The 23,268-nt window shown below is 68.2% G+C and carries 22 protein-coding genes and 1 riboswitch; of the genes, 10 read left to right on the top strand and 12 right to left on the bottom strand.

The annotated features are described in order from the left end of the window. Positions 1-151 precede the first annotated feature (151 nt). Together GT347_RS26475 and GT347_RS26470 are read right to left on the bottom strand one after the other, a co-directional pair. The gene (locus GT347_RS26475; protein WP_160555031.1) at positions 152-1,318 is read right to left on the bottom strand and encodes an MFS transporter; all 1,167 of its coding nucleotides are present in this window, start codon (positions 1,316-1,318) and stop codon (positions 152-154) included. 113 nt (positions 1,319-1,431) lie between these two features. Then, the gene (locus tag GT347_RS26470) at positions 1,432-1,929 is read right to left on the bottom strand and encodes a hypothetical protein (protein WP_160555030.1); all 498 of its coding nucleotides are present in this window, start codon (positions 1,927-1,929) and stop codon (positions 1,432-1,434) included. 367 nt (positions 1,930-2,296) lie between these two features. Between GT347_RS26470 and GT347_RS26465 the strand changes: the two genes are divergently transcribed. Continuing rightward, a complete protein-coding gene (locus GT347_RS26465) occupies positions 2,297-2,722 on the top strand; it encodes a hypothetical protein (RefSeq protein WP_160555029.1) in 426 nt (141 codons plus the stop codon). Positions 2,723-2,741: 19 nt separating this feature from the next. Here GT347_RS26465 and arfB read toward each other — a convergent pair whose 3' ends face one another. Beyond that, positions 2,742-3,149 (bottom strand): alternative ribosome rescue aminoacyl-tRNA hydrolase ArfB, encoded by a 408-nt coding sequence (gene arfB / locus GT347_RS26460; RefSeq protein WP_160555028.1) that lies wholly within the window; start codon positions 3,147-3,149, stop codon positions 2,742-2,744. A gap of 61 nt (positions 3,150-3,210) precedes the next feature. Here arfB and pncB point away from each other — a divergent pair, with 61 nt between their 5' ends. The 7 genes from pncB (at position 3,211) to GT347_RS26425 (ending at position 8,877) form a co-directional block, all read left to right on the top strand. Then, positions 3,211-4,416 carry a nicotinate phosphoribosyltransferase gene (gene pncB, locus GT347_RS26455; RefSeq protein ID WP_160555027.1) on the top strand — a complete coding sequence of 402 codons (1,206 nt, stop codon included), beginning with the start codon at positions 3,211-3,213 and terminating at the stop codon, positions 4,414-4,416. 87 nt (positions 4,417-4,503) lie between these two features. Continuing rightward, the gene (locus GT347_RS26450; protein ID WP_160555026.1) at positions 4,504-5,010 is read left to right on the top strand and encodes a hypothetical protein; all 507 of its coding nucleotides are present in this window, start codon (positions 4,504-4,506) and stop codon (positions 5,008-5,010) included. Positions 5,011-5,067: 57 nt separating this feature from the next. Continuing rightward, positions 5,068-6,579 carry a protein adenylyltransferase SelO gene (locus GT347_RS26445; protein ID WP_160555025.1) on the top strand — a complete coding sequence of 504 codons (1,512 nt, stop codon included), beginning with the start codon at positions 5,068-5,070 and terminating at the stop codon, positions 6,577-6,579. Next, the gene (gene msrB / locus GT347_RS26440; protein ID WP_160555024.1) at positions 6,576-7,001 is read left to right on the top strand and encodes a peptide-methionine (R)-S-oxide reductase MsrB; all 426 of its coding nucleotides are present in this window, start codon (positions 6,576-6,578) and stop codon (positions 6,999-7,001) included. Before GT347_RS26445 ends, msrB begins: the two co-directional genes overlap by 4 nt. Positions 7,002-7,104: 103 nt before the next feature. Next, on the top strand, positions 7,105-7,662 hold the full coding sequence (locus GT347_RS26435) for a septation protein A (RefSeq protein ID WP_160555023.1): 558 nt from the start codon (positions 7,105-7,107) through the stop codon (positions 7,660-7,662). Beyond that, positions 7,659-7,967: a BolA family protein gene (locus tag GT347_RS26430; protein ID WP_160555022.1), complete on the top strand. Its 309-nt coding sequence runs from the start codon at positions 7,659-7,661 to the stop codon at positions 7,965-7,967. The genes GT347_RS26435 and GT347_RS26430 overlap by 4 nt, the downstream gene beginning before the upstream one ends. A 121-nt stretch (positions 7,968-8,088) precedes the next feature. Beyond that, positions 8,089-8,877 carry a peptidylprolyl isomerase gene (locus GT347_RS26425; RefSeq protein ID WP_160555021.1) on the top strand — a complete coding sequence of 263 codons (789 nt, stop codon included), beginning with the start codon at positions 8,089-8,091 and terminating at the stop codon, positions 8,875-8,877. A 54-nt stretch (positions 8,878-8,931) separates the two neighbouring features. On the opposite strand, the gene GT347_RS26420 is transcribed toward GT347_RS26425, so the two are convergent. The 8 genes from GT347_RS26420 to GT347_RS26390 form a co-directional block, all read right to left on the bottom strand. Next, positions 8,932-9,714 carry a heparan-alpha-glucosaminide N-acetyltransferase gene (locus GT347_RS26420; RefSeq protein ID WP_160555020.1) on the bottom strand — a complete coding sequence of 261 codons (783 nt, stop codon included), beginning with the start codon at positions 9,712-9,714 and terminating at the stop codon, positions 8,932-8,934. 35 nt (positions 9,715-9,749) lie between these two features. Next, complete coding sequence (locus tag GT347_RS26415) at positions 9,750-10,040, bottom strand: hypothetical protein (RefSeq protein ID WP_160555019.1); 291 nt, start codon at positions 10,038-10,040, stop codon at positions 9,750-9,752. Positions 10,041-10,161: 121 nt separating this feature from the next. Then, on the bottom strand, positions 10,162-11,655 hold the full coding sequence (locus tag GT347_RS26410; RefSeq protein ID WP_160555018.1) for a PepSY domain-containing protein: 1,494 nt from the start codon (positions 11,653-11,655) through the stop codon (positions 10,162-10,164). After that, positions 11,655-13,781, bottom strand: coding sequence for a TonB-dependent receptor (locus GT347_RS26405; protein ID WP_160555017.1), 2,127 nt, complete (start codon positions 13,779-13,781; stop codon positions 11,655-11,657). The genes GT347_RS26410 and GT347_RS26405 overlap by 1 nt, the downstream gene beginning before the upstream one ends. A 25-nt stretch (positions 13,782-13,806) precedes the next feature. After that, positions 13,807-17,358: a cobaltochelatase subunit CobN gene (gene cobN, locus GT347_RS26400; RefSeq protein WP_229722954.1), complete on the bottom strand. Its 3,552-nt coding sequence runs from the start codon at positions 17,356-17,358 to the stop codon at positions 13,807-13,809. Further along, complete coding sequence (locus GT347_RS27795; RefSeq protein ID WP_229722963.1) at positions 17,286-17,873, bottom strand: hypothetical protein; 588 nt, start codon at positions 17,871-17,873, stop codon at positions 17,286-17,288. The genes cobN and GT347_RS27795 overlap by 73 nt, the downstream gene beginning before the upstream one ends. Then, positions 17,870-18,220, bottom strand: a complete 351-nt coding sequence (locus GT347_RS26395; RefSeq protein ID WP_160555016.1) for a DUF2149 domain-containing protein — start codon at positions 18,218-18,220, stop codon at positions 17,870-17,872. Before GT347_RS26395 ends, GT347_RS27795 begins: the two co-directional genes overlap by 4 nt. Next, positions 18,217-18,693 carry a hypothetical protein gene (locus GT347_RS26390; protein ID WP_160555015.1) on the bottom strand — a complete coding sequence of 159 codons (477 nt, stop codon included), beginning with the start codon at positions 18,691-18,693 and terminating at the stop codon, positions 18,217-18,219. The genes GT347_RS26395 and GT347_RS26390 overlap by 4 nt, the downstream gene beginning before the upstream one ends. A 169-nt stretch (positions 18,694-18,862) precedes the next feature. Next, positions 18,863-19,109, bottom strand: a riboswitch (cobalamin riboswitch). A 108-nt stretch (positions 19,110-19,217) separates the two neighbouring features. On the opposite strand from GT347_RS26390, the gene GT347_RS26385 reads away from it, so the two are divergent. Continuing rightward, complete coding sequence (locus GT347_RS26385; RefSeq protein WP_160555014.1) at positions 19,218-20,198, top strand: NAD(P)H-quinone oxidoreductase; 981 nt, start codon at positions 19,218-19,220, stop codon at positions 20,196-20,198. Positions 20,199-20,308: 110 nt separating this feature from the next. After that, positions 20,309-21,895 carry a methyl-accepting chemotaxis protein gene (locus tag GT347_RS26380; protein ID WP_160555013.1) on the top strand — a complete coding sequence of 529 codons (1,587 nt, stop codon included), beginning with the start codon at positions 20,309-20,311 and terminating at the stop codon, positions 21,893-21,895. 20 nt (positions 21,896-21,915) lie between these two features. Here GT347_RS26380 and GT347_RS27320 read toward each other — a convergent pair whose 3' ends face one another. Next, complete coding sequence (locus GT347_RS27320) at positions 21,916-23,193, bottom strand: hypothetical protein (RefSeq protein WP_195812375.1); 1,278 nt, start codon at positions 23,191-23,193, stop codon at positions 21,916-21,918. Positions 23,194-23,268 lie beyond the last annotated feature (75 nt).

Genomic DNA, 23,268 nt, shown 5'->3' with positions numbered 1-23,268 from the left:
AGCGTCGATCAGGTCGTTCCTGAAAGCCGGCGGTCCTTACGGGCCGCCGGCTTTTTTATAGGCTTGCGCGTACTGGTGTGCAGCACGGCCCACCCGCTGCCGCGCACTTGCAGAAGCGCAGCAGACCATTGGTGACATACGGCCGGCTCTTTCAAATGGTCGGCTTCGCGGCTGAATATCGACGAAGCAGGCCCAACGCCAGCACCGCAGACAGCGTGCCAGCCAGCGCCAGCGCTTCGAAACCCATTGCGTGCATCAGCCGGCCGCCAGCAAAAGAACCAATTCCGACCGCCATGTAGGTGCTGCAGCTCATGCATGCCATCGCCAGCCCGCGCGCGGTGCCGGACGCGGCCGTGACCAGGGTGGCGCTGCCGGTCTGTGCCAGGCCCTGCAGCACACCCCAGACCAGCATCACCCCCGCGAGCGCCGTCACATGCTGCAGCGCCGCCGGCAGCAGCCCGAGCAGGCCTGCCAGCAAGACCAGCACCAGCCCCAGCACACGCTCCTTGCCGAAACGATCCAGGACACGGGCATTGGAAGTGCTGAGCAGCAGCCCAAGGCGATAACAGCACACGAACCACCCGAAGAACCCGCTGCCCCCGCCCAGTCGCTGCCTCACCGCCACACCGAGGAAGGTGTAGACGCCGTAGAAGCTCAACATGTCGAAGAAATTGAGGAGCAGCAGTGCCGGCACACCCTTGCCCAAATACAGCCTGCCGGAGAGCGGCAAAAGGCTCGATGCGGCCGCCTGCGGCGGCCCGGCCGGCAGCCTGGCCACCATCACGGCCGCCACAGCGCTCAGGGCGGACGTCACGATGAACGCAGATCGCCAGCCCCAGAACTGAGCCAGCAAGCTGCCCAGCGGGACTCCCAGGATCAAAGCCAAAGACCAGCCGGCCATCACGCGCCCCATCACCCGGCCCCGCTGTTCATAAGCTGTCGTATCACCTACGTAGGCATAACACGCGGGCAGATAAATTCCCACCGCGGCGCCACAAGCCGCACGGGCCAGCAAAAGGGTCTGGAAACTCGAAGCGCAGGCGCACAGCAGGCCTGCTGCGGTAAACATGATCAATCCCGCGCGCATGGCGGTCTTGCGCGACACGCGCCATCCCAGCAAAGCGACCAGCGGCGCGACGATCGCCAGCGACAGCCCGTAAGCCGACACCACCGAGGCAGCCTGCGCCGGGGCCACACCGAAGGCTCCCGATATGTCGGCCAATACGGGCGCGACGATCAAGCCTTCAATGCCGATCGCAACCACGCCCAGCACCAGCGCGGCCACACCGCCGCCAGACTTGGTTTTTCCATCATGCATGGCGACCTTTCATCGCGTCGGAGCTTCCGAAAGCGCCCGCCTTTTTTCAAAGCAAATCCACGGCATCAGGATTCCTTCGCGCAGGATGCTCAAAACCTTCAGCCCGAAATGTTTTACGCAAAGGAGTTGGTAATACAAAGCGCCGGACCGGGCGCGGAAATAAGCTCACGACAAGCTTGCGAATTTGACGGAGCATGCACGGCCTCTTTCCAACCGACTGCAAGCTCTGAAAGCAACGGCGTCACTGCGGGGTGATGAAACAGCGTGCCGAATTCATTGCTCCTTTCATTGGCTCTGCACGCGAGAATCAGGGCCGGAATCTTCATGACGAACGTGTCGCGCACGAGCAAATCCGCATCCATGATGAATGCATTCAAATGCGGATAGGCTCCTGCGACAAGGAATGCATCCGCATTTCCCTCCTTGACTGACAGTGCGGCCAATTCGAAAGAGGAGTGTGGCAGCAATTCCCGTGCCGCGCCCCATCTGCTTGCCACGTCCATACTGCACGTGAGTCCAAGGGGGTCGTCGCAAATAGTGGCCAATCTGTTTATTGGTGGTGGCCGCGAAGATTCGGACAATTGAATATGATTTGCAGCAGAGTCGCGCATTTGGATGTCACTTGGAAAATTCGCAAGCGTTGACGCATTGGCTTGCTCGCGATGTACTCGAAGCGCCGCATAATAAACACTTACACCCAAATGTGAACATCCTCAGATCCATCAAATTTTCATTGAGCCTTCTCTAAAACAGATTTCCTAGACACAAGCTGGAGTTGGTTTTAAGTTAATTAAAGTTTGAAAAAATGTTTTACTTGTTGCCACATGCATAACAGTCATTGGCCGCGCCGACGATTTTTCAAACATCCAAGCCACTAACGCACCCAAACCATTAGCTAGTACACCCTCCCTATTTGATGAATGCCAACACCTCGACAAACTGGAGTGCGTACTCGCAACCAGCATGCTCAGGTAGAAAATGGCAAGCTATATCAAGATCATGGGCGGAACCGGCCTCGTCGAAAACGGCGCAGGCGGGTTTTTCAATTTAGGTGCCTGTCCGCTCATGATCAACATCCGCGACGACGGCTGGTCCCTGCGGTGCATGGACCCGGTCCTGTGGTCCGACTTCAGCTATGACTTCGTCGCGCCGCTTCAAAAGCCATGGACCAAGCCGCGCACCGAATCCGGCAAGCTGATCGAAGGAAAGATCAAGCTGTGGGAGGCCAATACCGATCGGCTGCAATTTCAGCAGGCGCAGGAAATCTCCATCGGCGGCTTCGGCGACACGCTGCACGGCGAAGTTCCGGGATTCGAACTGAGAAGAAACGCGGCCGTCACCATCACGCCCTACCCCAGCCAATTGCCGAAACTGGCGCTCCAGTTCGTCCTGCTGAACGAATAGCGCCAGGCCACGCAGAGCCTCAGTCGCGCACCCGGCCGCGCAGGCTCTTGGTGTCGGAACGGATGCTCTTGCCCTCCAGCCGCCGCATCCTGGAGCCATAAGTCGGCTTGGTGGCGCGACGCACCGTGGGCGCCACCGCCACGCTGTCCACGATGGCCTGCAGCCGCGCCAGCGCATCGGCCCGGTTCATCTCCTGCGTGCGGTGCTGCTGGGCCTTGAGCACCAGCACGCCTTCGCGGGTGATGCGGCTGTCGGAGCTGGCCAGCAGGCGCTGCTTCACATCGTCGGGCAGCGAACTGGCGGGAATGTCGAAGCGCAGGTGCACCGCGCTCGACACCTTGTTGACGTTCTGCCCCCCGGCCCCCTGCGCGCGGATCGCGGTGCAGACCACTTCTCTTTCATCGACCAGGACGGGCACGGTTTTCATCAGGCCAGCACTGTAGCCGCACAACGCATAGACTCGACCGGCTATATCGGCGCAGAGAGACATGACACCCATCATCACCAGCCTGCTGGATACCGACCTCTACAAGTTCACCATGTGGCAGGCCATCCTGCACCGGCATCCGCAGAACGAGGCTGAATACACCTTCAACTGCCGCAACACCACGGCCTATCCGCTGGCCGAGCTGGTGAGCGATGTGAACGAGCAGCTGGACCACCTCTGCAGCCTGCGTTTCACCGCGCCCGAGCAGGCCTATCTGCGCGGCCTGCGTTTCATGCGCGCGGACTTCATCGACTACCTGCGCATCTTCTCCTTCCAGCGCGAGTTCATCCACGCATACGCCGACGGCGAGCATCTGCGCATCGACGTGAAGGGTCCGCAGGTCCATGTGATGGGCTTCGAGATCTTCGTGCTGTCCATCGTCAACGAGCTGTACTTCCGCCGCAGCGACCAGGAGGCCGCGCTGGCCGAGGGCAGGAAACGCCTGGCCGGCAAGATCGAGCTGCTGCACGAGTTCAGCCGCGAGATGCCGCGCCGCCATCCCTTCGAGTTCTTCGATTTCGGCGTGCGCCGACGCTTCTCGCGCGCCTGGCAGCGCGAGGTGGTGGAAGTGCTGCGCGACCAGGCCCAGCCCTATTTCCGCGGCACCTCCAACGTGCAGCTGGCGATGGAACTCGACATCGTGCCCATAGGCACCATGGCCCACGAATACCTGCAGACCTACCAGGCGCTGGGCGTGCGCCTGCGCGACTTCCAGCGCGCCGCGCTCGAAGACTGGGTGCAGGAATACCGCGGCGACCTGGGCATCGCGCTGACCGACGTGATCGGCATGGATGCCTTCCTGGCGGACTTCGACCTCTACTTCGCCAAGCTCTTCGACGGCCTGCGCCACGACTCGGGCGATCCGGTGGTCTGGGGCGAGAAGGCGCTGGCCCACTACGCCAAGCTGCGGCTGGATGCCCACACCAAACGCCTGGTGTTTTCCGACGGGCTGAACCTGCCCTCGGCCCTGTCGCTGTACCGGCATTTCGGCGACCGGGTGACGCTGGGTTTCGGCATCGGCACCAACCTCACCAACGACATGGGCCTGCGCACGCTCAACATCGTGATGAAGCTGACTTCCTGCAACGGCCAGACGGTGGCCAAGCTGTCGGACTCGCCGGGCAAGACCCTGTGCGACGACCACACCTTCCTGGCTTATCTGGCCCAGGTGTTCAAGGTGGCGGCGCCGCCGGTTCCCACGGCCTGAGGCAAGCGCCGCACGTGAATGCGGGCCGTGCGCTGACAGGGCTGCGGCCACGGGTTTTTCACCATCGTCGTTTTGAAGGAAGTGGCCATGTCCCGTCTCCCCATGTTCAAGCTCGCCGGTTCCCTGGCGCTGGCCGCGCTGCTGGCCGCATGCGCCGTCGGCCCCATCGGTTCGCAGGTCGATGGCAACACCAGCCCCGCCGCGCTGCAGGCGCGCATGGGCACGCCGACGGGCGTCTACCCGCTGCCCGACGGCGGCCAGCGCCTGCAGTATTCGCAGATGCCGGCGGGCTACCAGGTGTTCGACTTCGATTTCGACCCCAGCGGCCGCCTGCTGCGGCAGGACCAGGCCCTGCGCTACGAGAACTTCAACCGCATCGCTCTCGGCCAGACGCGTCAGGAGGAGATCCTCTTCACCTACGGCCGGCCCATGCGCATCGTGCGGGTGGCGAGCTTCGACGGCCCGATCTGGGACTACCGCTTCAACGACATCAACAACCCGCGCATCATCAGCATCCACATCGACCGGGCCGGCGTGGTGCAGCGCATCGTCTATACCGACATCGACCGACGGCGGTTGTTCGGGCCGGATTGAGCGGACCGCAATTCCCGCCGATCCGCACGGCTGAAGCCGGTGCCTGAAAATCCGGGCATGAGTGCCATTCTTTCGCCATCCGTGCCTGCCGATCCCGCGCCCGCCGCCGTCGACCTGGGTCTTCGCTGGCAGCCCGGCTTCGCGGCCCTGTTGCCCGCCTTCGGCACCGCCCTGCCCGCCCAGTTCCTGCCGGAGCCCTATCTGGTCGGCGCCAGCGAGTCCGCCGCCGCCGTGCTGGGCCTGCCGTTGGAGCGGCTGCAGCAACCCGGGGTGATCGAAGCCCTGGCCGGCAGCCGCCCCATCCTCGGGAGCCAGCCGGCTGCCACGGTCTACAGCGGACACCAGTTCGGTGTTTGGGCCGGTCAGTTGGGCGACGGCCGCGCGCTGCTGCTGGGCGAAGTCGCCGCGCCGGGCGGCCCGCTCGAAGTGCAGTTCAAGGGCGCCGGCCGCACGCCGTATTCGCGCGGCGGCGATGGCCGGGCGGTGCTGCGCTCCAGCATCCGCGAATTCCTTTGCAGCGAGGCCATGGCCGCGCTCGGCATTCCCACCACACGCGCCCTGTGTGTGGTCGGTTCGCCCGCGCCGGTGCGCCGCGAGGAGATCGAGACAGCGGCCGTGGTCACCCGGCTCGCACCCAGCTTCATCCGCTTCGGCCACTTCGAACATTTCTCCAGCCGCGACGACATCGCCTCCCTGCGCGCCCTGGCCGACCACGTGATCGACCGCCACTTTCCGCAGGCCCGCGCCGGCGAGGGCTTCGACGGCAATGCCTATGCGGCGCTGCTGGCCGAGGTCACCCGCCGCACCGCCACGCTGATCGCGCATTGGCAGTCGGTGGGCTTCTGCCACGGCGTGATGAACACCGACAACATGAGCATCCTGGGCCTGACCATCGACTACGGCCCCTTCCAGTTCCTCGACGGCTTCGACCCCAAGCACATCTGCAACCACAGCGACACCCAGGGCCGCTACGCCTTCGACCAGCAGCCGCAGGTCGCCTACTGGAACCTGTTCTGCCTGGGCCAGGCGCTGATGCCGCTGATCGAGGAGACGGACCTCGCCATGCGGGCCCTGGAGCCCTACAAGACGCTGTTCCCCCAGCAGTTCCTGCAGCGCATGCGCGCCAAGCTGGGCCTGGCCGACGCGCAGGACCAGGATGCCGAACTGCTCGACGCCCTGCTGCGCCTGCTGGCCGCGACCCGGGTCGACTGGACCATCTTCTGGCGCCGCCTGTCCACCCACATGGCCGGCGGCCCCATGGAGCCGGTGCGCGACCTCTTCCTGGACCGCGAAGGCTTCGACGCCTGGATGGCCCGCTACCAGGCACGCCTGGCCGATACCGATCGCAACCAGGCCGGCGCCAGGATGCTCACAATCAATCCGAAGTTCGTGCTGCGCAACCACCTGGGCGAGCTGGCCATCCGCCAGGCCCGGCAGCAGGACTTCAGCGGCGTCGCCACCTTGACGACCCTGCTCGCCGCCCCATGTGAAGAACATCCCGGCTTCGAGACCTTCGCCGACTTCCCGCCCGACTGGGCCTCCACCATCGAGATCAGCTGCTCATCATGACCGACACCACCCAAGCCACTCCGCCCCGTGACGACGCCGAATGGAAGGAGCGCCTCGCCGACAAGCAGGCCGAGCCGGGCGCCTTCCAGATCACCCGCCATGCCGCCACCGAGCGGCCCTTCACCGGCAAGTACAACGCCGTCTGGGCCGACGGCAGCTACCACTGCATCGTCTGCGGCGCCAAGCTCTTCGATTCGGGCACCAAGTTCGACGCCGGCTGCGGCTGGCCCAGCTTCTCGCAGGCCATCCCCGGCGCGGTCAAGGAAATCGTGGACCGCAGCCACGGCATGGTGCGCACCGAGACGGTGTGCGCCAACTGCAATGCCCACCTGGGCCATGTGTTCCCCGACGGCCCCGGCCCCGAAGGCCTGCGCTACTGCATGAACTCGGCCTCGCTCGACTTCACGCCCGAGGGCAAGTGAACCAAGCCGCCTCGCGAAGCGGCCTTGCGCAACGCTGCACAATAGCGGTTTCCCCCGCCGGCCGGCCCGGCCTGTCGGAGCCCTGCCCCCGCGGAACCTGCGCATGAAGCTGCTGCTCGATTTCTTTCCCATCATCCTGTTCTTCGTCGCCTTCAAGCTGGGCGGCATCTACGTCGCCACCGGCATCGCCATCGCCGCCACCGTGCTGCAGATCGGCTGGTTCCGGTTCAAGCGCGGCAAGGTCGAACCCATGCAGTGGGTGAGCCTGGTGGTGATCGTGCTGTTCGGCGGCGCCACGCTCATCGCGCACAACGAGGAGTTCATCAAGTGGAAGCCCACGGTGCTCTACTGGGTGATGGGCCTGGTGCTGGCCGGCGGGCAGCTGTTCTTCAACAAGAACTTCCTCAAGTCGCTGATGGGCGCGCAGATGCAGCTGCCCGACGCGGCATGGCGCGTGGCCAACTGGAGCTGGGTGGGCTTCTTCGCGGTGATGGGCGTGCTCAACCTCTGGGTGGCCTTCCACTTCGACACCGATACCTGGGTCAATTTCAAGCTCTTCGGCGGCATGGGGCTGATGCTGGTCTTCGTGGTCGCCCAGGGCTTGTACCTCGGCAAGCATGTGCTGCCCGAGGACCCGGCCGCCAACGATCCGCGCGCATGACGGCCATGATCCAGCCCCAGGACATCACCGCCGATGCGCTCGTCGCGCAGCTGCAGCGCTCGCTGCAGCCCACACGGCTCGAAGTCATCGACGAAAGCGCCGCGCATGCCGGCCATGTCGGCGCCAACGGCAGCGGTTTCGGCACCCATTTCCGGGTGCGTATCGCGTCGCTTGCGCTGGCCGGGCGGACCCGTGTGGCGCAGCACCGGCTTGTGTATGATGCCCTGCGTCCTTTTCTGGACGCCGGCCTTCACGCACTGGCGATCGAAGTCCTTCCGGAACCTTCCACGCCCGCCGCTGTCTGACCTGGTCTCGCCGATACTCCCGAACACGCCATCCGGCTCGCCGGATGCGACGATCGGACTACCGGGCACTTCAAGCCTTTCCCCTCTCATCTACTCCAATATCGGACATCCGAGGATTTCTATGCTGAACAACCGCAAGACTCGTACCGCGCTCGCCGCCACCTTGCTGGCCGCCTTCGCGCTGCCGGTGCTGGCGCAGAACATCGCCGTGGTCAACGGCAAGGCCGTGCCCAAGTCGCGCGCCGACGTGCTGAGCCAGCAGATCGCCAAGTCCGGCCGTCCCATCACGCCCGAAGTCGAAGGCCAGATCAAGGACGAAGTCATCGCCCGCGAGATCTTCCTGCAGGAAGCCCAGAAGCAAGGCCTGGAAGGCACCGAGGACTACAAGAACCAGATGGAGCTGGCCCGCCAGACCATCCTGATCCGCGACCTCTTCGCCAAGTGGCAGGACAAGAACCCGATCAGCGACACCGAAGCCAAGGCCGAATACGACAAGTTCGCCGCCGCCAACGGCAGCAAGGAATACAAGGCTCACCACATCCTGGTGGACAAGGAATCCGACGCCAAGGACATCATCGCCCGCCTGAAGAAGGGTGCGAAGTTCGAGGACATCGCTAAGAAGCAGTCCAAGGACACCGGCTCCGGCGCCAACGGCGGCGAGCTTGACTGGGCCAGCCCGAACAACTACGTGAAGGAATTCAGCGATGGCCTGGCCAGCCTGAAGAAGGGCCAGATCACCGAGACCCCGGTGAAGAGCCAGTTCGGCTACCACATCATCCGCCTGGACGATGTGCGCGAAGCCAAGCTGCCGCCCTTCGACCAGGTCAAGCCGCAGATCGTGCAGCAGCTGCAGCAGCAGAAGCTGGCGGCCTACCAGCAGGACCTGCGCAGCAAGGCCAAGGTCGAATAAGACTCCTGCCCGGCTCCCATCGGAAAGCGACCTTCGGGTCGCTTTTTTCATGCCTCAGCGATGCAGCGCCCAGGCGGTCGCGGCCACCAGCCCCATCAGCACCGGCTGATGCAGCATGTACCAGGGCAGACTGTGCCGCCCCAGCCAGGCCAGCGCCCTGCCCGCCGCTCCGCCCGGCGGCGGCCCTTGCAGCAGGCGCGGCCGGCGGCGTGACAGCCACTGGCCCGCCGCCAGCCCCCACCACACCATGCCCAGCCAGGGCAGCAGCGGCACATAGTCCTCGGTGATCGGCTTGACGGTGATCAGCCCCAGCACCCGCAGCGGCACGCCGTTTAAGGCGGCTTCCAGCGCGGTGCCCGGCAGCCAGGCTTCGGCCAGCCAGGGCAGCAGCAGCGCGACCGCGCCCAGCGGCCAGAGCCAGCGGCCGAGCCGGCCCGAGACACGCGCCACGATCAGCATCACCGCCAGGCCATGCAGCACGCCGAAACCGATGAAGCTCTGCGGAAAGATGGCGTAGGTGGCCAGCGTCACCAGCAGCGCGCAGCCCGCCACCTGCGCCCAGCGCCGCCAGAAACGCGGCCAGCCCTGCCCGGCCTCGGACGCCAGTGCCTGGCCCACCCCGGCACAGAACAGGAACAGGCTGACGATGGCCGCGCGCTGCCCCGTCCACGCGGGATCGGACAGCATGTGCTGATGCAGGAAGCCGAAGTAGTTGAGGTCGAAACAGAAGTGGAAAAAACTCATCCACACCACGGCAAAACCGCGCAGGGCGTCGAGACGCGCTGCGCGGTTCTGAAGGGGACGAAGGCGCTGGGCCGGGCGGAACACTGCGGGCATGCCGGCAGTGTAAGCAGCGCCGCGGCGGCGTCGCTTCAGTAGCTCTTGGGCTGGACCGAAGGCGCCGGGATTTCGCCGCCCTTGTTGGCCGCCTTCATCTTGGCGCGGCGTTCCTGGCCCGCGGCCTTGCGTTCGGCCTTGCTGGGCGATGCCGGCTTGGCGGCGCCCATGGCGTTGCCGTCACCCACGCCGCCGGGCTTGGCGGCGCTGCCCGCCGGCAGCTGGGGCGTCTTGCTGCTGCCATCGGCCGGGCCGGGAGCCGACTGGGCAAAGGCCTGGGAAGCCAGCAGGGCAGCGGCGGCGATGGCAAACGTGAACTTCTTCATGACGACGGTCCTCGAGTGAGTTGATGGAATTTTTGTAGGCGCGGGCTGAGTGCCCAAGCCATTGAAACATCTTCCGTCACACGAATCGAAAAATTGTTACGGACCGTGTAATCCAGGCCACTCAGCGCCGCTTCGCGGGCTTGGCCGACACCAGCACGCGCCAGGCGATGACACAGGAGGTCAGGCAGAGCGCCGTGCCGAGCAGCGAAAAGCCCACCACCAGCAGATGGCGCAGCCACGGCCTTGCCATGAGCGGCGCGAAATCGAAGCTGTGCAGCCCGTTGTAGAACAGCCGTTGCCAGCGGCCCGAGTCGTCCACGCGCAGCAGCAGGCGGGCCGAGGCGGGGTCGGCATAGATCGTGACGCCGTCCGGCCAGGCCAGGCGCCATACCGGCAGCGGCCGGTTGAAGCGGGCTTCGGCACTTTGCGGGTCGCGGCTGTAGTACAGGTCGTCGTAGGCGCTCAAGCGCTCGATCTGCGGAGTACGCGCCCGGGGCCGCAGCGATGACATCAAAGGCTGCAGCAGCGCATCGGGCAAGGCGCGCACGGCCTCGGCCGGGGCATTGGCATCGGCGGGCAGCAGCCAGGAATCCTCCGCATCACGCAGGCGGTACCAGGCATGGCCGCCGACCTGCAGCAGCTCCAGTTCACGCGCCGCCAGGCCATGCCCACGCGCTACGGCCAGGGCTTCGTCCGGCCGCAGCGTGGCGACGGCCGGCGCGCCGGCCCAGGCGCCCCGCTCCGCCGCCGTGGCGCCGCGCGGCGAAAACACATCGAAGGGGTTCATCGACATCAGCCCCGAGAAGATCCAGCTCAGCGTCACCACGCCCGCCGCCAGGCCGGCGATGTGGTGCCAGCGCATCCAGAACTTGCGGTAGGGAATCCAGCGCGAACGGTTCAGGAAGAGCTGCCAGACGCCCAGCGCCAGCCCGCTCGCCGCCAGGACCACGCCGGGGATGGACAGCCACACCACCGTGCGGTTCCAGGCCAGCGGGAACTGCCGCAGCACCGTCGGATAGATCCAGTGCGGCACGGCGCCCACCCAGTTCCAGAAGCGCTCGGCGCGGCGGGTGTCGCGCACCACCTCGGCGGCGCCGGCCGAGACGTACAGCTCCAGCCCGTCGTCGCCGTCGAGGGCGATCTTGAACAGGGGGCGATAGGGGTTCAAGCCCTGCGGCACGGTCCACTGGTCGCGGTCGATGGGCTCGGCGCCCACCGCATGCCGGCCGCTGAAAGCCTCGGCGACCGTCCGTGCGTGGGCGGCGTCCAGCGGCGCGACGCGGCTGGCATCGACGGCATCCACCACGGTCCACACGGCGGGCGAGCCGGCCAGCAGGCGCCACACCGGCCGGCCGTCCAGCATGCCCAGGCGCGCTTCGCTGAAACGCAGCCCGTTGCGCGAGGCCGCCTCCTGCGCTGTCATCAAGGCAGGACCGGACGCCGGCAGCTCCGGCAAGGCGGCCAGCCGCTCGGCCTGACCCAGATTGGGAAAAGGCACGAAATACAGCACCAGCCCGCTCAGGAACCACATCAGGAAGAGCAACGCCAGCGTCACCCCCAGCCACTTGTGCAACCAGACCAGCGCCGCCTTGACCGGCCCCGCCCCGCGCGCCATCAGAAGCGCGCGCGGGCCGTCAGCTGCACCGTGCGCGGAGCGCCCAGCAGCCAGCGCACATTGCCGGTGCCGGACAGCGCGTAGTCGCGGTCCGCCAGGTTGTTCACCGCCAGCGACAGCGTCAGCTGCGGCGAATATCGCCAGGCCAGCGATGCGTTCAGCACCGTGTAGGCCGGCAGCGAGGTGGTGTTGGCGTTGTTGGAATAACGCTGGCCCACGTACTGCGCGCCGAAGCCGGCCCACCATTGCGGCGTGAAGCGGTACCCGGTCCAGAGATTGGCGCTGCGCTCCGGCACATTGGTCGGCACCATGCCGTCGCGGCTGACCAAGGCCGTGCCCACCAGCTCCTGGAAGTCCTCGTAGCGCGCCCGCAGGAAAGCGGCATTGGCATCCACCGTCCAGTTGCGCAGCGGCTCGGCCGCCAGGGCCAGTTCGATGCCGGTGGAGGACTGCTTGCCGATCTGCTGCGTGACCAGCGGATTGATCGCGTCACGCGAGAGGATGTTGCGCTTCTCGATGCGGTAGACGGCGGCCGTCCACTCGCCCTGGATCGCCGGCATGGCGCCCTTCAGCCCGAACTCCAGCTGCCGGCCCCGGGTCAGGTCGTAGCTGCTGCTGCCGTTGGGCAGCGAGAGCGCGCCGCTCAGCGGATCGGTGCCGGTGCCGTATTGCCCATAGACGGAGAGGTCCTGCAGCGGCGTCCACACCGCGCCGACGCGGCCGGTGACCGGGTGGTACTTCTTGCCCAGATCGACGCCGGTGTGCAGATCCTGGTTGTCGAAATCCATCGCATCGCGGCGCAGGCCGGCGACCAGCTTCCATTGCGGCGACAGCTCGATGGAGTCTTCCGCGAAGAGCGCGGCCGTCTCCAGCGTGGAGCGGCGGCCTGGCGTGGTCGGCACCGGGCTGGTGAAGGAGCCGGCCGCGAAGTTGCTGAACGGGTCCACCGTGCTCGTGCCGCCATAGGGCGAGTTGTTGGTGTGCAGCAGTTTGGTGCGGTAGTAGTCCAGGCCGATGACGAAGCGGTTCTTCAGGCCGGCCAGCGCGCGCACATAGCCCAGGTCGATGCGGTTGCCGGTCTGCTCCTGGTCGTGCAGGATTTCCAGGTAGTCGCTGCGGTTGACCAGGGTGCCGGCGGTGTTGAAGGCGTAGCTCTCGCTGTTGCGCCAGTGGCGCTTGGAGGTGAGGTAGTAGCTCTCGTTGCGCAGCCGCAGGGAGTCGCTGATCTGCCAGTCGATCTTGGCGCGCCACATGCGATCGTTGTAGTTCACCGTGGCGTCGCCGACGTTGAAGCTGGTGCGGCGCAGGCTGTCGACCAGCGCGCCGTTGCGCAGCGGCGTGCCGTAGTAGGTGGAGTCGTCGTTGTGGCCGGCATCCAGGCTCAGGTCGATGCGCAGCGCGCTCGTGGGGCGGATGGCGAGCGCGGCCGAGATGTTCTGGCGCTCGTAGCCGTCGTCGCGCCGGTAGCCGTCCGAGTGGGCCGCGTCCACATACAGCGAATAGGCCAGCACATCGTTGATCGGCCCGCGCAGGCCGACGCCGCCCTGCACCGTGCCGTAGGAGCCGCCGGAGACAAAAGCCTCGCGCTCGGCGACGTCGAAGCGCGGCTTCTTCGTCACATAGTTCACTGCCGCCCCGATGGCGCCGTCGCCATACAGCACCGAGGCCGGGCCGCGCAGCACTTCCACCGACTCCAGCGGCCAGGTGGAGAAGGGATAGGTGATGGTGCCCGAGGCCACGATCAGCCGGGTGCCGTCCACCATCTGCGCCACCGAGTTGTGGCCGTTGAAGCCGCGCGCCACCAGGCCGGTGCCGCCGTTGCCCGGCGAGGGGTTCTGGGTGACGCCGGGCATCTGGATGGCCACGTCCTGCGCGCGGGTGAGGTTGCGCTCGGCCATGTCGGCGGCGCTGAGCGTGCTGACGCTGGCCGGCGTCTCGCGGGCGGACAGGCCCAGGCGCGAGGCGGTGCTGTTGGGCAGGTCCAGGTCCAGCGTGGCGCCGGGCTTGCCCTGGATGTCGGATATCTCCACCGTGGGCAGCGTGGCCTGGGCCATGGCCGCCGCCGGCGGCAGGGCCAGGGCGGCGCCGGCCAGGGCCAGGCGGTGCAGGGATTGGGCGGTCTTCATCGGGTCTCTCCTCGTTTTCATTCGGTCAGGTCGGTTGCGGGCGGCCCGAGTGCCATTGGCGGACGGCGCCGGCCAGGGCCGCCAGGGCCATCACGCCCCAGGCGAAGAGCTGCAGCAGGCGCTGGACGGCCGTGTTGCTGGCCGGGGCCGGATCGGGCTGGCGCACCAGGCGCATGCCGGTCACCGGCGGCGCGGCGGCGGCGGCCGGCTCGGCTGCGGGCGGTGCGGCCGGCGGCACCGGCAGGCTGGGTGCGGTCGGCGCTACGGCCGCCATGCCGAGCGCGGCCGTGCCCTGGTCGGCGGATGTGGCCTCGCGGCGCTCGGGCGATTCGGCCCATTGCCGCACCGAGGCCAGTTCGTTGGCCAGCGGCGCGTCGCGGGTGAGTTCGCGGTAGAGCTGGGCGAGCTGCTTCTGCGCGTCCTCGTCGGCCGCCCAGTAGCCCTGGCGCTGGGCCTGCACCAGGCGCTCCAGGGTCTGGGCGAAAGCCTGGGGATGGCTGCGCATCCACTCGGGGATGCCCATGTGGTGCTTGTCCTTCACCAGCACCTCGTAGAAGCTCTGCCAGTGGTCGGAGCGGATGGTGTCGCGCGCCACCGCCTGCCAGCCCCAGGCGAACTGCACGGCCTTGAGCACCTGCAGCGTGCCGGCATAGCCCTCCTGCTTCTGCGCCTCTATCCAGCCGGGGTGCAGGTAGCGGCTCTGCATTTCCAGGGCGATGCTGCGGCTGGCGGCCTCGCTGTGGACTTCGCCGCTGTCCTGCACCTGGCTCACGTACAGGTCCAGCCCTTCCTTCCGGCCGGCGCTGCGGGCGGCGGCGGAGAGGCCGCCCAGGTACTGGAAGGGATCGTCCGAACTCACCATGCCGTAGAGGTTGGAGCTGCGCGACATCACCGCCGCATCGGTATGGCGCAGGTGGGCGCCCAGCGCCTCGGCGGCGGCGCCCTGGGCCAGACCCTCGACCGGGCGGCCGTCCACATAGGGTTGGCTCATGCGCTGCAGGAACATGTCGCCCAGACGGCTGTCCTCGCGCTGCAGGCCGTCGTCCTGCACGGCTTCGGCGATGCCGGTGCCGTAGTCGCCCGCGCTGTTGCCGAAGCTGCGGGCGCGGGCCAGCAGCGCGGCCTGCTCGCGCGGCACGCCGCGCTGCAGCAGCTCGGCCTCGACCTGGCGGGTATTGCGGGCGATGGCGGTGGGTTGACCGCCCTCCTCCGTGGCCGCAGCGGCCAGCGCGACGGCCTGGTCGAGCAGCGCCATCAGTACCGGGAACTGGTCGCGGTAGGAGCCGGTGACGCTGAGCAGCACGTCCACCCGCGGGCGCTTGAGTTCAGCCGAGGGGATCAGCTGCACCTGCTGCGGACGGCCGGAGGCATCCCACACCGGGCGCACACCCAGGGCGATGAGGGCTTCGGCCTCCAGCACGCCCTGCTGGCGCAGGGTTTCGCCGGCCCAGAGGGACAGGGCCAGTCGTTCGGGCATGCGCTTGTCGTGCTCATGGCGCCAGGCCTTCAGCCAGTCGTCGAACACGCTTTGCGCGACGGCATAGGCCTGCTGAGTGGGCAGGCGAGCGGGGTCCAGGCCGGTGAGATTGCGGCCGGTGGGCAGGCTGTCGGGGTTGCGGATCGGGTCGCCGCCGTAGGCCGCGGTGAGGAAACGGCCGTCCAGGGCGGCCAGCAAGCCGGGCATCTCGCCTTCGGTGGCCAGCAGCTTGTCCAGCTCCTGCGCGCGTTTGGCCAGGGCCAGCAGGGCTGTTGTGTCGATGGGCTTCAGGGCGGCATGGTTGGGGATCACACCCGCCACCCTGGGCTCCTTGCGCAGGTCGAGCACGCTGGCTGCCTCGGCATCGCGCAGCGCCAGGTCCAGCCAGCGCGCCGGCCGGGCGGTGGGCATGCTGGCGTAGTCGATCAGGAAGGCTTCGTCGATGTCTTCGCCCAGCGCCTCGATCAGCGGTTTCCTCAGCGACTGCATGATGGTCTGGCGCCGCAGCGTGGTGTCCGGCGCCACGCCGAAGGTGGCCAGGCCCTTGGGCTGGGAGCTTTGCGCCAGCGAGTCGAGGTAGGGATGCAGGATCTCCAGGAAGCCCTCGAAGTGCTCGGCGATGCGCTCGGGTGTCCAGCCCAGGTCGCGGTGCAGCTGGTGTTCGGTGAACTGCTTGGTGAGTTCACGTTCCAGCGCCGCGCGGGTGGGGCCGGCGTCCACGGTTTCCCATTCGTGCATCAGCTCGTGCATGCGCGCCATGCGGGCGTTGAAGCCGGCCGGGGAGAACACCGGCGTCTTGTGGCTCACCAGCAGCGCCCGGCCGCGGCGCTTGGCGGTAAGCGCCTCGCCGAGGTTGTCGACGATGTAGGGGTAGACGACCGGCACATGGTCCGATGCCGCGGCCAGGGGCAGCATGGCGTCGTCGTCCATGGACAGGCCGCGCGACTTGCCCGGCGCCCATTCCTGCGTGCCGTGGGTGCCGAAGTGGATCAGCGCATCGGCCTGACCGGCCCAGAAATAGGTGGCGAGGTAGTGGTGCGACAGCGGGGTCTTGCTGCGGTGCATGAAGGGGCTCTGGCCCGATCGCAGGGTTTCCTCGCGCGGCGGCTGCGGCAGCACCGAGAGCTTGCCGACCTGCAGGCGCGGGATCACGAAGACCGGCGCGCCCTTCCACTGAAGCACATAGGGGCTGCGGCCGGGCGGGCCCCATTGGCCGGTGACCCGCTCGCGCACGGCCTGCGGCAGGGTGGCGAACCATCGTTCGTAGTCGACCAGGGGGACGGCGGCGGCGCGGTCGGCCTCCAGCAGCGCACGCAGGTCGGCGCCGGGGTAGTAGGCGCGCAGCAGGGGCTGCAGGCCGGCGATCCAGTCGGCTTCGGAAACCGCATGGGTGTCGTAACCGGCTTCGGCCAAGCCACCGGAGACCCGCTCCAGGCTGCGCGGCACATTGAGGAAGGAGGCGCCGAAATTGGTGCCGCCCGCCGGGTAGTTGTAGACCATGGCGACCAGCCGCTTGTCATGCTCCGGCCGGGTCTGCAGCGCGATCAGCCGGCGGGCCTTGGCAACCACCGCATCGGCCTGAACGTCGATCAGCGCCGTACCTGCACCGCCCGCGGCCTGGGCCGTGACCAGCACCGGGTCGATGGCACCCGCGCCCTCCGGCTGCGCCAGGTAGAAAGGCACGTCGCTGCTGCCCAGTCCCACCGCATCGGCCTGCCAGGCGGCCACATCGCCGTTGCGATAGGGCTGGGTGGCCAGCAGCGGTGTGCCCCAGCGCTCCAGCAGCGGCTGCAGCTCCGCGCCGCGCGGCAGCAGCTGGTGCAGCACCAGCGCACGCGGATGCGGCCGGTGGGTGGCGGGCAGTTCCAGCAGCGACTGCAGCTCGGCCGCGCTGGTGGCCGGCGAGAACACCGCATAGGCCAGCAGGCCCTGGCGGCGGAAGCCGCGCAGCCAGCTGTCGAGCCAGTCGGTGCTGCCGTCGATGAAGTGATAACGGTGCACCAGCACCGCGACCGCGGGCAGATCCTTCAGTTCGGCCTGGGCCTGTTGCCAGCGCGCCAGCGCGGCGGCATCGGCGAAAGTGCCCGGCGCATCCGGCAGGTACAGGCCCTGCGTGGGCCAAGGCGCGGGCGGCGGCAGCTTGGGGGCCCGCTGCCATCGACGGCAGCACGGGCCAGGGCCAGCGCGGGGCCGAGGTTGCGTTCGCCGCCGGCACGCAGGTAGGCGGCCATGTCCATGGCCTCGGCCGGGCCGGTGGCCGTGACCCAGACGGTGCGCGGCGCCGGCCGCTCGCAGCCGGGCACCTGCTGCAGCAGGCCGCGCAGCCGGGCCTCGATGGAGGGATGGCGGGCATCGATCCAGACCAGGGCCGCACCCTCGCAGGCGCCGCGCAGGGTGGCGGATTCCGCATCGCTCAGTCTCGCGCTGCCGGCGATGGGGTATTCGAGATGGCGCACCGCGAAGCCGCTGCGCGCGCCCAGGCGCTCGACCATGGCGGTGCGCGCGGCGGTCGTCACATCGGCGGTGATCCACAACAGGCTGTCGGCCGCCCAGGCGGGCGCGGCCAGCAAGGCCGCCGACAGCATCAGGCGCCGGCACCAGGCGGCGATCCTCATTTGGCCGGCGCGGCCGCGGCGGGCGCTGCCTTGTCCTCGGGGATGTAGACCATGGTCCCGTCCTCCAGCGTGTAGGCCACGCCGGCCCGCACGCCCTGCCCCGCGCTGGCGCTGCCGGAGCCCTTGAAACGCACGTCCTTGCCTTTCTCGCGCACGACGATCTCCATGTCCGGTTGGCCGGCATTGCGCACCACCGTCGCGCCCTCGGGCACGGCGCTCTGCTTCTGCGCGGCGACAGCCGTCATCAGCGCCACCACCAGCACCAAGAACACATCGACCAGGTTGACGGCCGAGAGCATCGGATCGTCGTCGTCCTCGTGCAGGACCTGCAGCGTGGCCTTGCTCATGCCTGGACTCCGTCGGACAGCCCGCGCGCCTTGCGGATCGCGAACAGCTCGGCCAGCAGCCAGCGCCGGCGCACCGAATACACCACCAGCCCGATCGAAGCCGCCGCCAGCGCCAGCACCACGCCGGCAAAGGCGCCGCTGAACACCGACAGCGCCTGCTGCCCCTGCCCCGCCGCCACGCTCTGCAGCGCGGGGCCCAGGGGCACCATGGTGGCGATCAGGCCCAGCATCGGCGCCAGGCGGCTCAGCAGGCGCACCGGCTCGATCTGGCGCAGCACGGCCATCTCCAGCTCGTCCATCGAGGCTTCGGGCACTGCGCGCAAGGCGCGGTAGCCGGGCTGGCGCCAGCGCTGCAAGGCCTCGACCAGCGTCGCGCCGGCCAGCCACAGGGCATAGAGAAACCCCAGGCCGACCAGCAGCAGCACCGGTGTCAGCAGCGATTGGGCGACGTGTGAAAAACCTTCTTCCAGCATGCGAATTCCTTGGGTGGCGGGAATTGGCAAACGGGACAAAGCGGACCGGCGACGGACGAGCGCGACCCGGCCTGAAGGGCGGATGGGTCAGCGAAGGAAGGTCTCTCGGTCGCCCTGCCCCGGCATCCCCGCCGGGTCTGGACATCAACGGCCGCCGCTTCTTGTCGAAGCGGCGGCCTCTTCATTGGCCGGTATCCGGGCTGGGCGGAAACGGCATCCCCCGCCTTCCCAGGCGCCGAAGCGCCCAGTGGCTGTGAGAGGGATGCTGAAGCCGCGGCAGCGATGCGCCGCGTGGCTTCTTCCGCCGACCGTTGCGGGGGCAGCGCAGGTCGGGCTCCGGTGTCGGACGGCCCTCCTGCTTCCCGTTGAACTGCGGTCCAGGACAGGACCACGAGCACCAACTCGTGACATTCTATTACGCGTCTTCAGATGCCCGTGACGAAACGCCAGCCCCGTCCTCAGAGCACAGGGCATCCGGCGTGCCCGGCGCGGCGCCCTGCCCGCCCATGCGAGGATCCGCCCCCATGAAAGCCATCACCCTCGACTCCTTCGGCGAAGCCGATGTCCTGCAACTCACCCAAGTGCCCGACCCGGAAGTACGCCCCCACGACCTGCTGGTGCGCAACCGCGCGGCAGGCGTCAACCGCGCCGACCTCAACCAGCGCCGCGGCGCCTACGGCCGCGCCGATTTCGGCGATTCCAGCCTGATGGGCCTGGAGATCGCCGGCGAGGTCGTCGCCATGGGCTCGGAAGTGCGCGGTTTCGCCATCGGCGACCGGGTGATGGGCATCGTCGGCGGCGGCTCCTATGCCGAGCTGGCCCGCTTCGACTGGCGCATGGCGATGCGGGTGCCCGAGGGCATGGACATCGTCGAGGCCGGCGCCATCCCGGAAGTCTTCGTCACCGCCCATGAAGCCCTGGTGCACCTGGGCCGGCTGCAGCCGGGCGAGAAGGTGCTGATCCATGCCGCGGCCGGCGGCGTGGGCTCGGCGGCGGTGCAGCTGGCGCACGCCGTCGGCGCCAAGGTCTTCGCCACGGCCGGCGCCGCCAAGCACGAGGAGGTGCGCCAGTTGGGCGCCGACGTGCTCATCGACCACCGCAGCCAGGATTTCGCCGAGGTGCTGCAGGCCGAGACCGGCGATGCCGGCGTGGACGTGGTGATCGACTTCATCGGCGCCCCCTACCTGGAGCGCAACGTACGCGCGCTGGCCACCGGCGGCCGGCTGGTGCAGGTGGGGCTGATGGGCGGCGCGGCGGGCGCTGCGCTGCCGCTGGACCGGGTGCTGTTCCGCCACCTGCAGATCATGGGCACGGTGATGAAATCCCGCACCGCCGAGGTCAAGCAGGCCATGACCCGGCGTTTCGCCGAGGCCTGGCTGGGCCATTTCGCCGATGGCCGGCTCAAGCCGGTGATCGACAGCCGCTACCCGCTGGCCCAGGCCGCCGAGGCGCACCGGCGCATGGAATCCGGCCTGAACGTGGGCAAGATCATGCTTTTGCCCTGAATCGGTGCGGCCGGCTCAATTCTTGCGCCGGCCTGCCGATAACCCTGACAGGAAGCGCTGAACCTGCATCCCGGCAGACGGGCGCGCCTGTATCCAACGGAAGTCGATCGATGTTTCTCTCTCGTGCAAGGCTCGCGCCGCGGCTGGCGGTGGCATTCGGACTGGTCTGCCTGGTGATGGCGCTGGCCTCGGCCATTGGCGTGTGGCGGCTGACGGAGCTGGAAAGCCTGGCCGACGACCTGGGCGGCCCCTCGGCCGAGCGCGCCCTGCTGGCGCGTGAGCTGCAGGCCATCGTGGTGATCAGCGCCGCCCGCGCCGAAACCCTGCTGGAGACCGACGCCAGCCCGGCCTATGTGGCCCGCATCGATGCCGACCGCAAGGCCACCTCGGCGCGCTCGGAAAAAGTCCGCAAGCGCCTGGACGAGCTGGCCACCGACGAGAAATCCAAACGCCTGTTCGACGCCGTCGATACCGCCGGCAACCAGTTCCGCAAGGTGCGCGACGGCCTGGTCAAGCGCCGCAAGGACGGCGAGACCCTGCCGCCGGACGCCGTGGGCAGCACCCTGCGCCCCGCGGCGGACGCCTATGCCAAATCGGTGGAAGACCTGGCCGAACACCAGCGCCAGCTGGTGGCCGACGCCCGCGAAGAAGCGCAACACAGCGCCAGCACCGGCATCGGCTTGCTGATCGCCGGCACGGTGCTCGGCATGCTGGCCAGCGTGCTCGGTGCCTGGCTGCTGGCGCGCTCCATCCTGCAGCCGCTGTCCTCCGCCTCGCGGGTGGCCGGCAGCATCGCCGACGGCGACCTCAGCACCCGCCTGCCGGCCCCGCGCGCCGACAGCCGCGATGAGATGCAGGCCATGCTCACCGGCCTGGGCGGCATGCAGGCGCGCCTGGTCGGCCTGGTGGGTGACCTGCGCAACGCCGCCACCAGCGTGGCCTCGGCCAGCTCGGAGATCGCCGCCGGCAACAACGACCTGGCCGCGCGCACCGAGCAGACCGCCTCCAACCTGGAGGAAGTCGCCGCCAGCATGGAAGAGCTGCTGGCCACCGTGCGCCAGACCGCCGACGCGGCCCGCCAGGCCAGCGGCCTGGCCGACACCGCCGGCGGCATCGCCGGCAGCGGCCGCGACGCGGTGGCCAAGGTGGTCGCCACCATGGAGGGCATCGCCCAGTCCTCGCGCCGCATCTCGGACATCACCGGCGTGATCGACAGCATCGCCTTCCAGACCAACATCCTGGCGCTCAACGCCGCGGTGGAAGCCGCGCGGGCCGGCGAACAGGGCCGGGGCTTCGCCGTCGTGGCCTCGGAAGTGCGCCATCTGGCGCAGCGCAGCGCCACCGCCGCCAAGGAGATCGGCGGGCTGATCGCCGACAGCGTGCGCCAGGTGCAGGAAGGCGCCGGACTGGCGCAGGCCGCGGGCGTGACCATGGGCGAGATCGTGGGCTCGGTGGCGCGGGTGACGGCCATCATCAACGAGATCTCGGTGGCCACCAGCGAGCAGAGCACCGGCCTGGGCCAGGTGAGCGAGGCCGTCACCCATCTCGACCAGATGACGCAGCAGAACGCGGCGCTGGTGGAGCAGTCTTCCGCCGCCGCCGAAGGCCTGCGCGCCCAGGCGCAGCAGCTCTCGACGCTGGTGGGGACCTTCCGCCTGCCGGACTCGCACGGCGCGGCGCTGCCCTACGCGGGCTGAGCGGCCAGGCCCGGCCCGGCTCAGCCGGGCGGCATCATGTTGAAGCGCGGCAGCTCGAAGGAGCTGAAGAAGCCGCCCTTGGCCTTCTTGGCTTTCGCCGTCGTGGCACGTGCGGTGGCCCGCCGCCTGGGCGTGGTCCTGGGCGTGGTCCTGAGCGTGCCGGGGCGGCGGCGGGTGGTCGTTCCCGGCCTCCTGGTCGTGGTCGTGGACGTGACGGTTGGCGTCGTGGTCGATGTGGTCGATGCGGTCGATGTGGTCGACATCGTGGTGGTCGGCGCCTCGGTGGTCGTGGTGCTCGTCGTGCTGCTGTCGGTCGTCGACTCGGCCAAAGACGCCGGCAGCAGCCGCTCCACCTCGTCACGCACATAGCCGCCGATGTTCAGGAAATCCTCCACCATGGCGCCGTCCTGGCGATCCGAGAACAGCGAGGCATAGGCCTGATCGAGCACGCCTTTGGCCGCCTGGTAGATGTAGGGCGCCCACGCTTCAGGCCGCTTGGCCACCTGGGCGCGAACGATCTGCTGCAGGCTGATGCAGAAGGCCTTGGCCCGGCCGAAGACGGCCGTCGCGTTGCGTATGCCCTCCTCGATCAGCTCGCGGTCCATGGTCAGGCCGCTGATCTGCAGCTGCAGGCGCTCGATGCGGTCGAGCCAAATCGCCTGCTCCGACGCGCTGGACGGACCCGAGATTTCCAGGCGCCCCCGCTCGCGCTCGGTGCCCTCCATCTGGCTTCGCAGCACGCCGATCTGCCGGTCGATATCCGAGATGCGCGTGCGTCGGAATTTGACGTATCGCTCCAGCACATGGTCGGCGAAGGGATGGCCGATCGGCAGCGCGAAATCGGTGCGCACCAGGCGCTGGAAGTAGTTGTGGACGGCCATGTGCAGGTCCGTCAGCTGATAGAACGATGCCCGGTGCAGGTCGGGCTGGACCGTGCGCTGCCGAAAGGTCCTGGGAACGGGGGTGCTCGCGGGTTCCCTGATGCGGATGATCTGCATGTCGCCGGCCTCGGACTCGCTGTCCTCGTCCGAGTAATAGTCCACGCTGTCATCGGCGCCGGCCGCATCGCCACGCGCGGACGCGGGAGTGGGCGGGCCGAATGCCCCGTACGCATCGGAGGTGATCGGGAAATGGCCCAGCCCGTCGAGCACATCCAGCACCTCGTGCCGGTTCGCGGCCTGGCGGTCGCCGATGGGCCGGCCCATCATGCGGGCCGGCGGCAGGTCCTGGGCCCGGTTGACCACGGCCAGCAGGGCAATGCCCTGCACGACACCCTGCACCAGCTTGTCGATTCGCATTTTTCAAGGGCCGGCGGGCCGGCGCAGAACAAGAGAGGGAGCCGATGGTGGGCTCGCCCCTGCTGCCGGCGCTGC

The sequence above is a fragment of the Xylophilus rhododendri genome (assembly GCF_009906855.1).
Taxonomy (GTDB): domain Bacteria; phylum Pseudomonadota; class Gammaproteobacteria; order Burkholderiales; family Burkholderiaceae_C; genus Xylophilus; species Xylophilus rhododendri.
The sequence above is the reverse complement of the archived record's forward strand: the minus strand, read 5'-3'. Positions and strand labels throughout refer to the sequence as shown.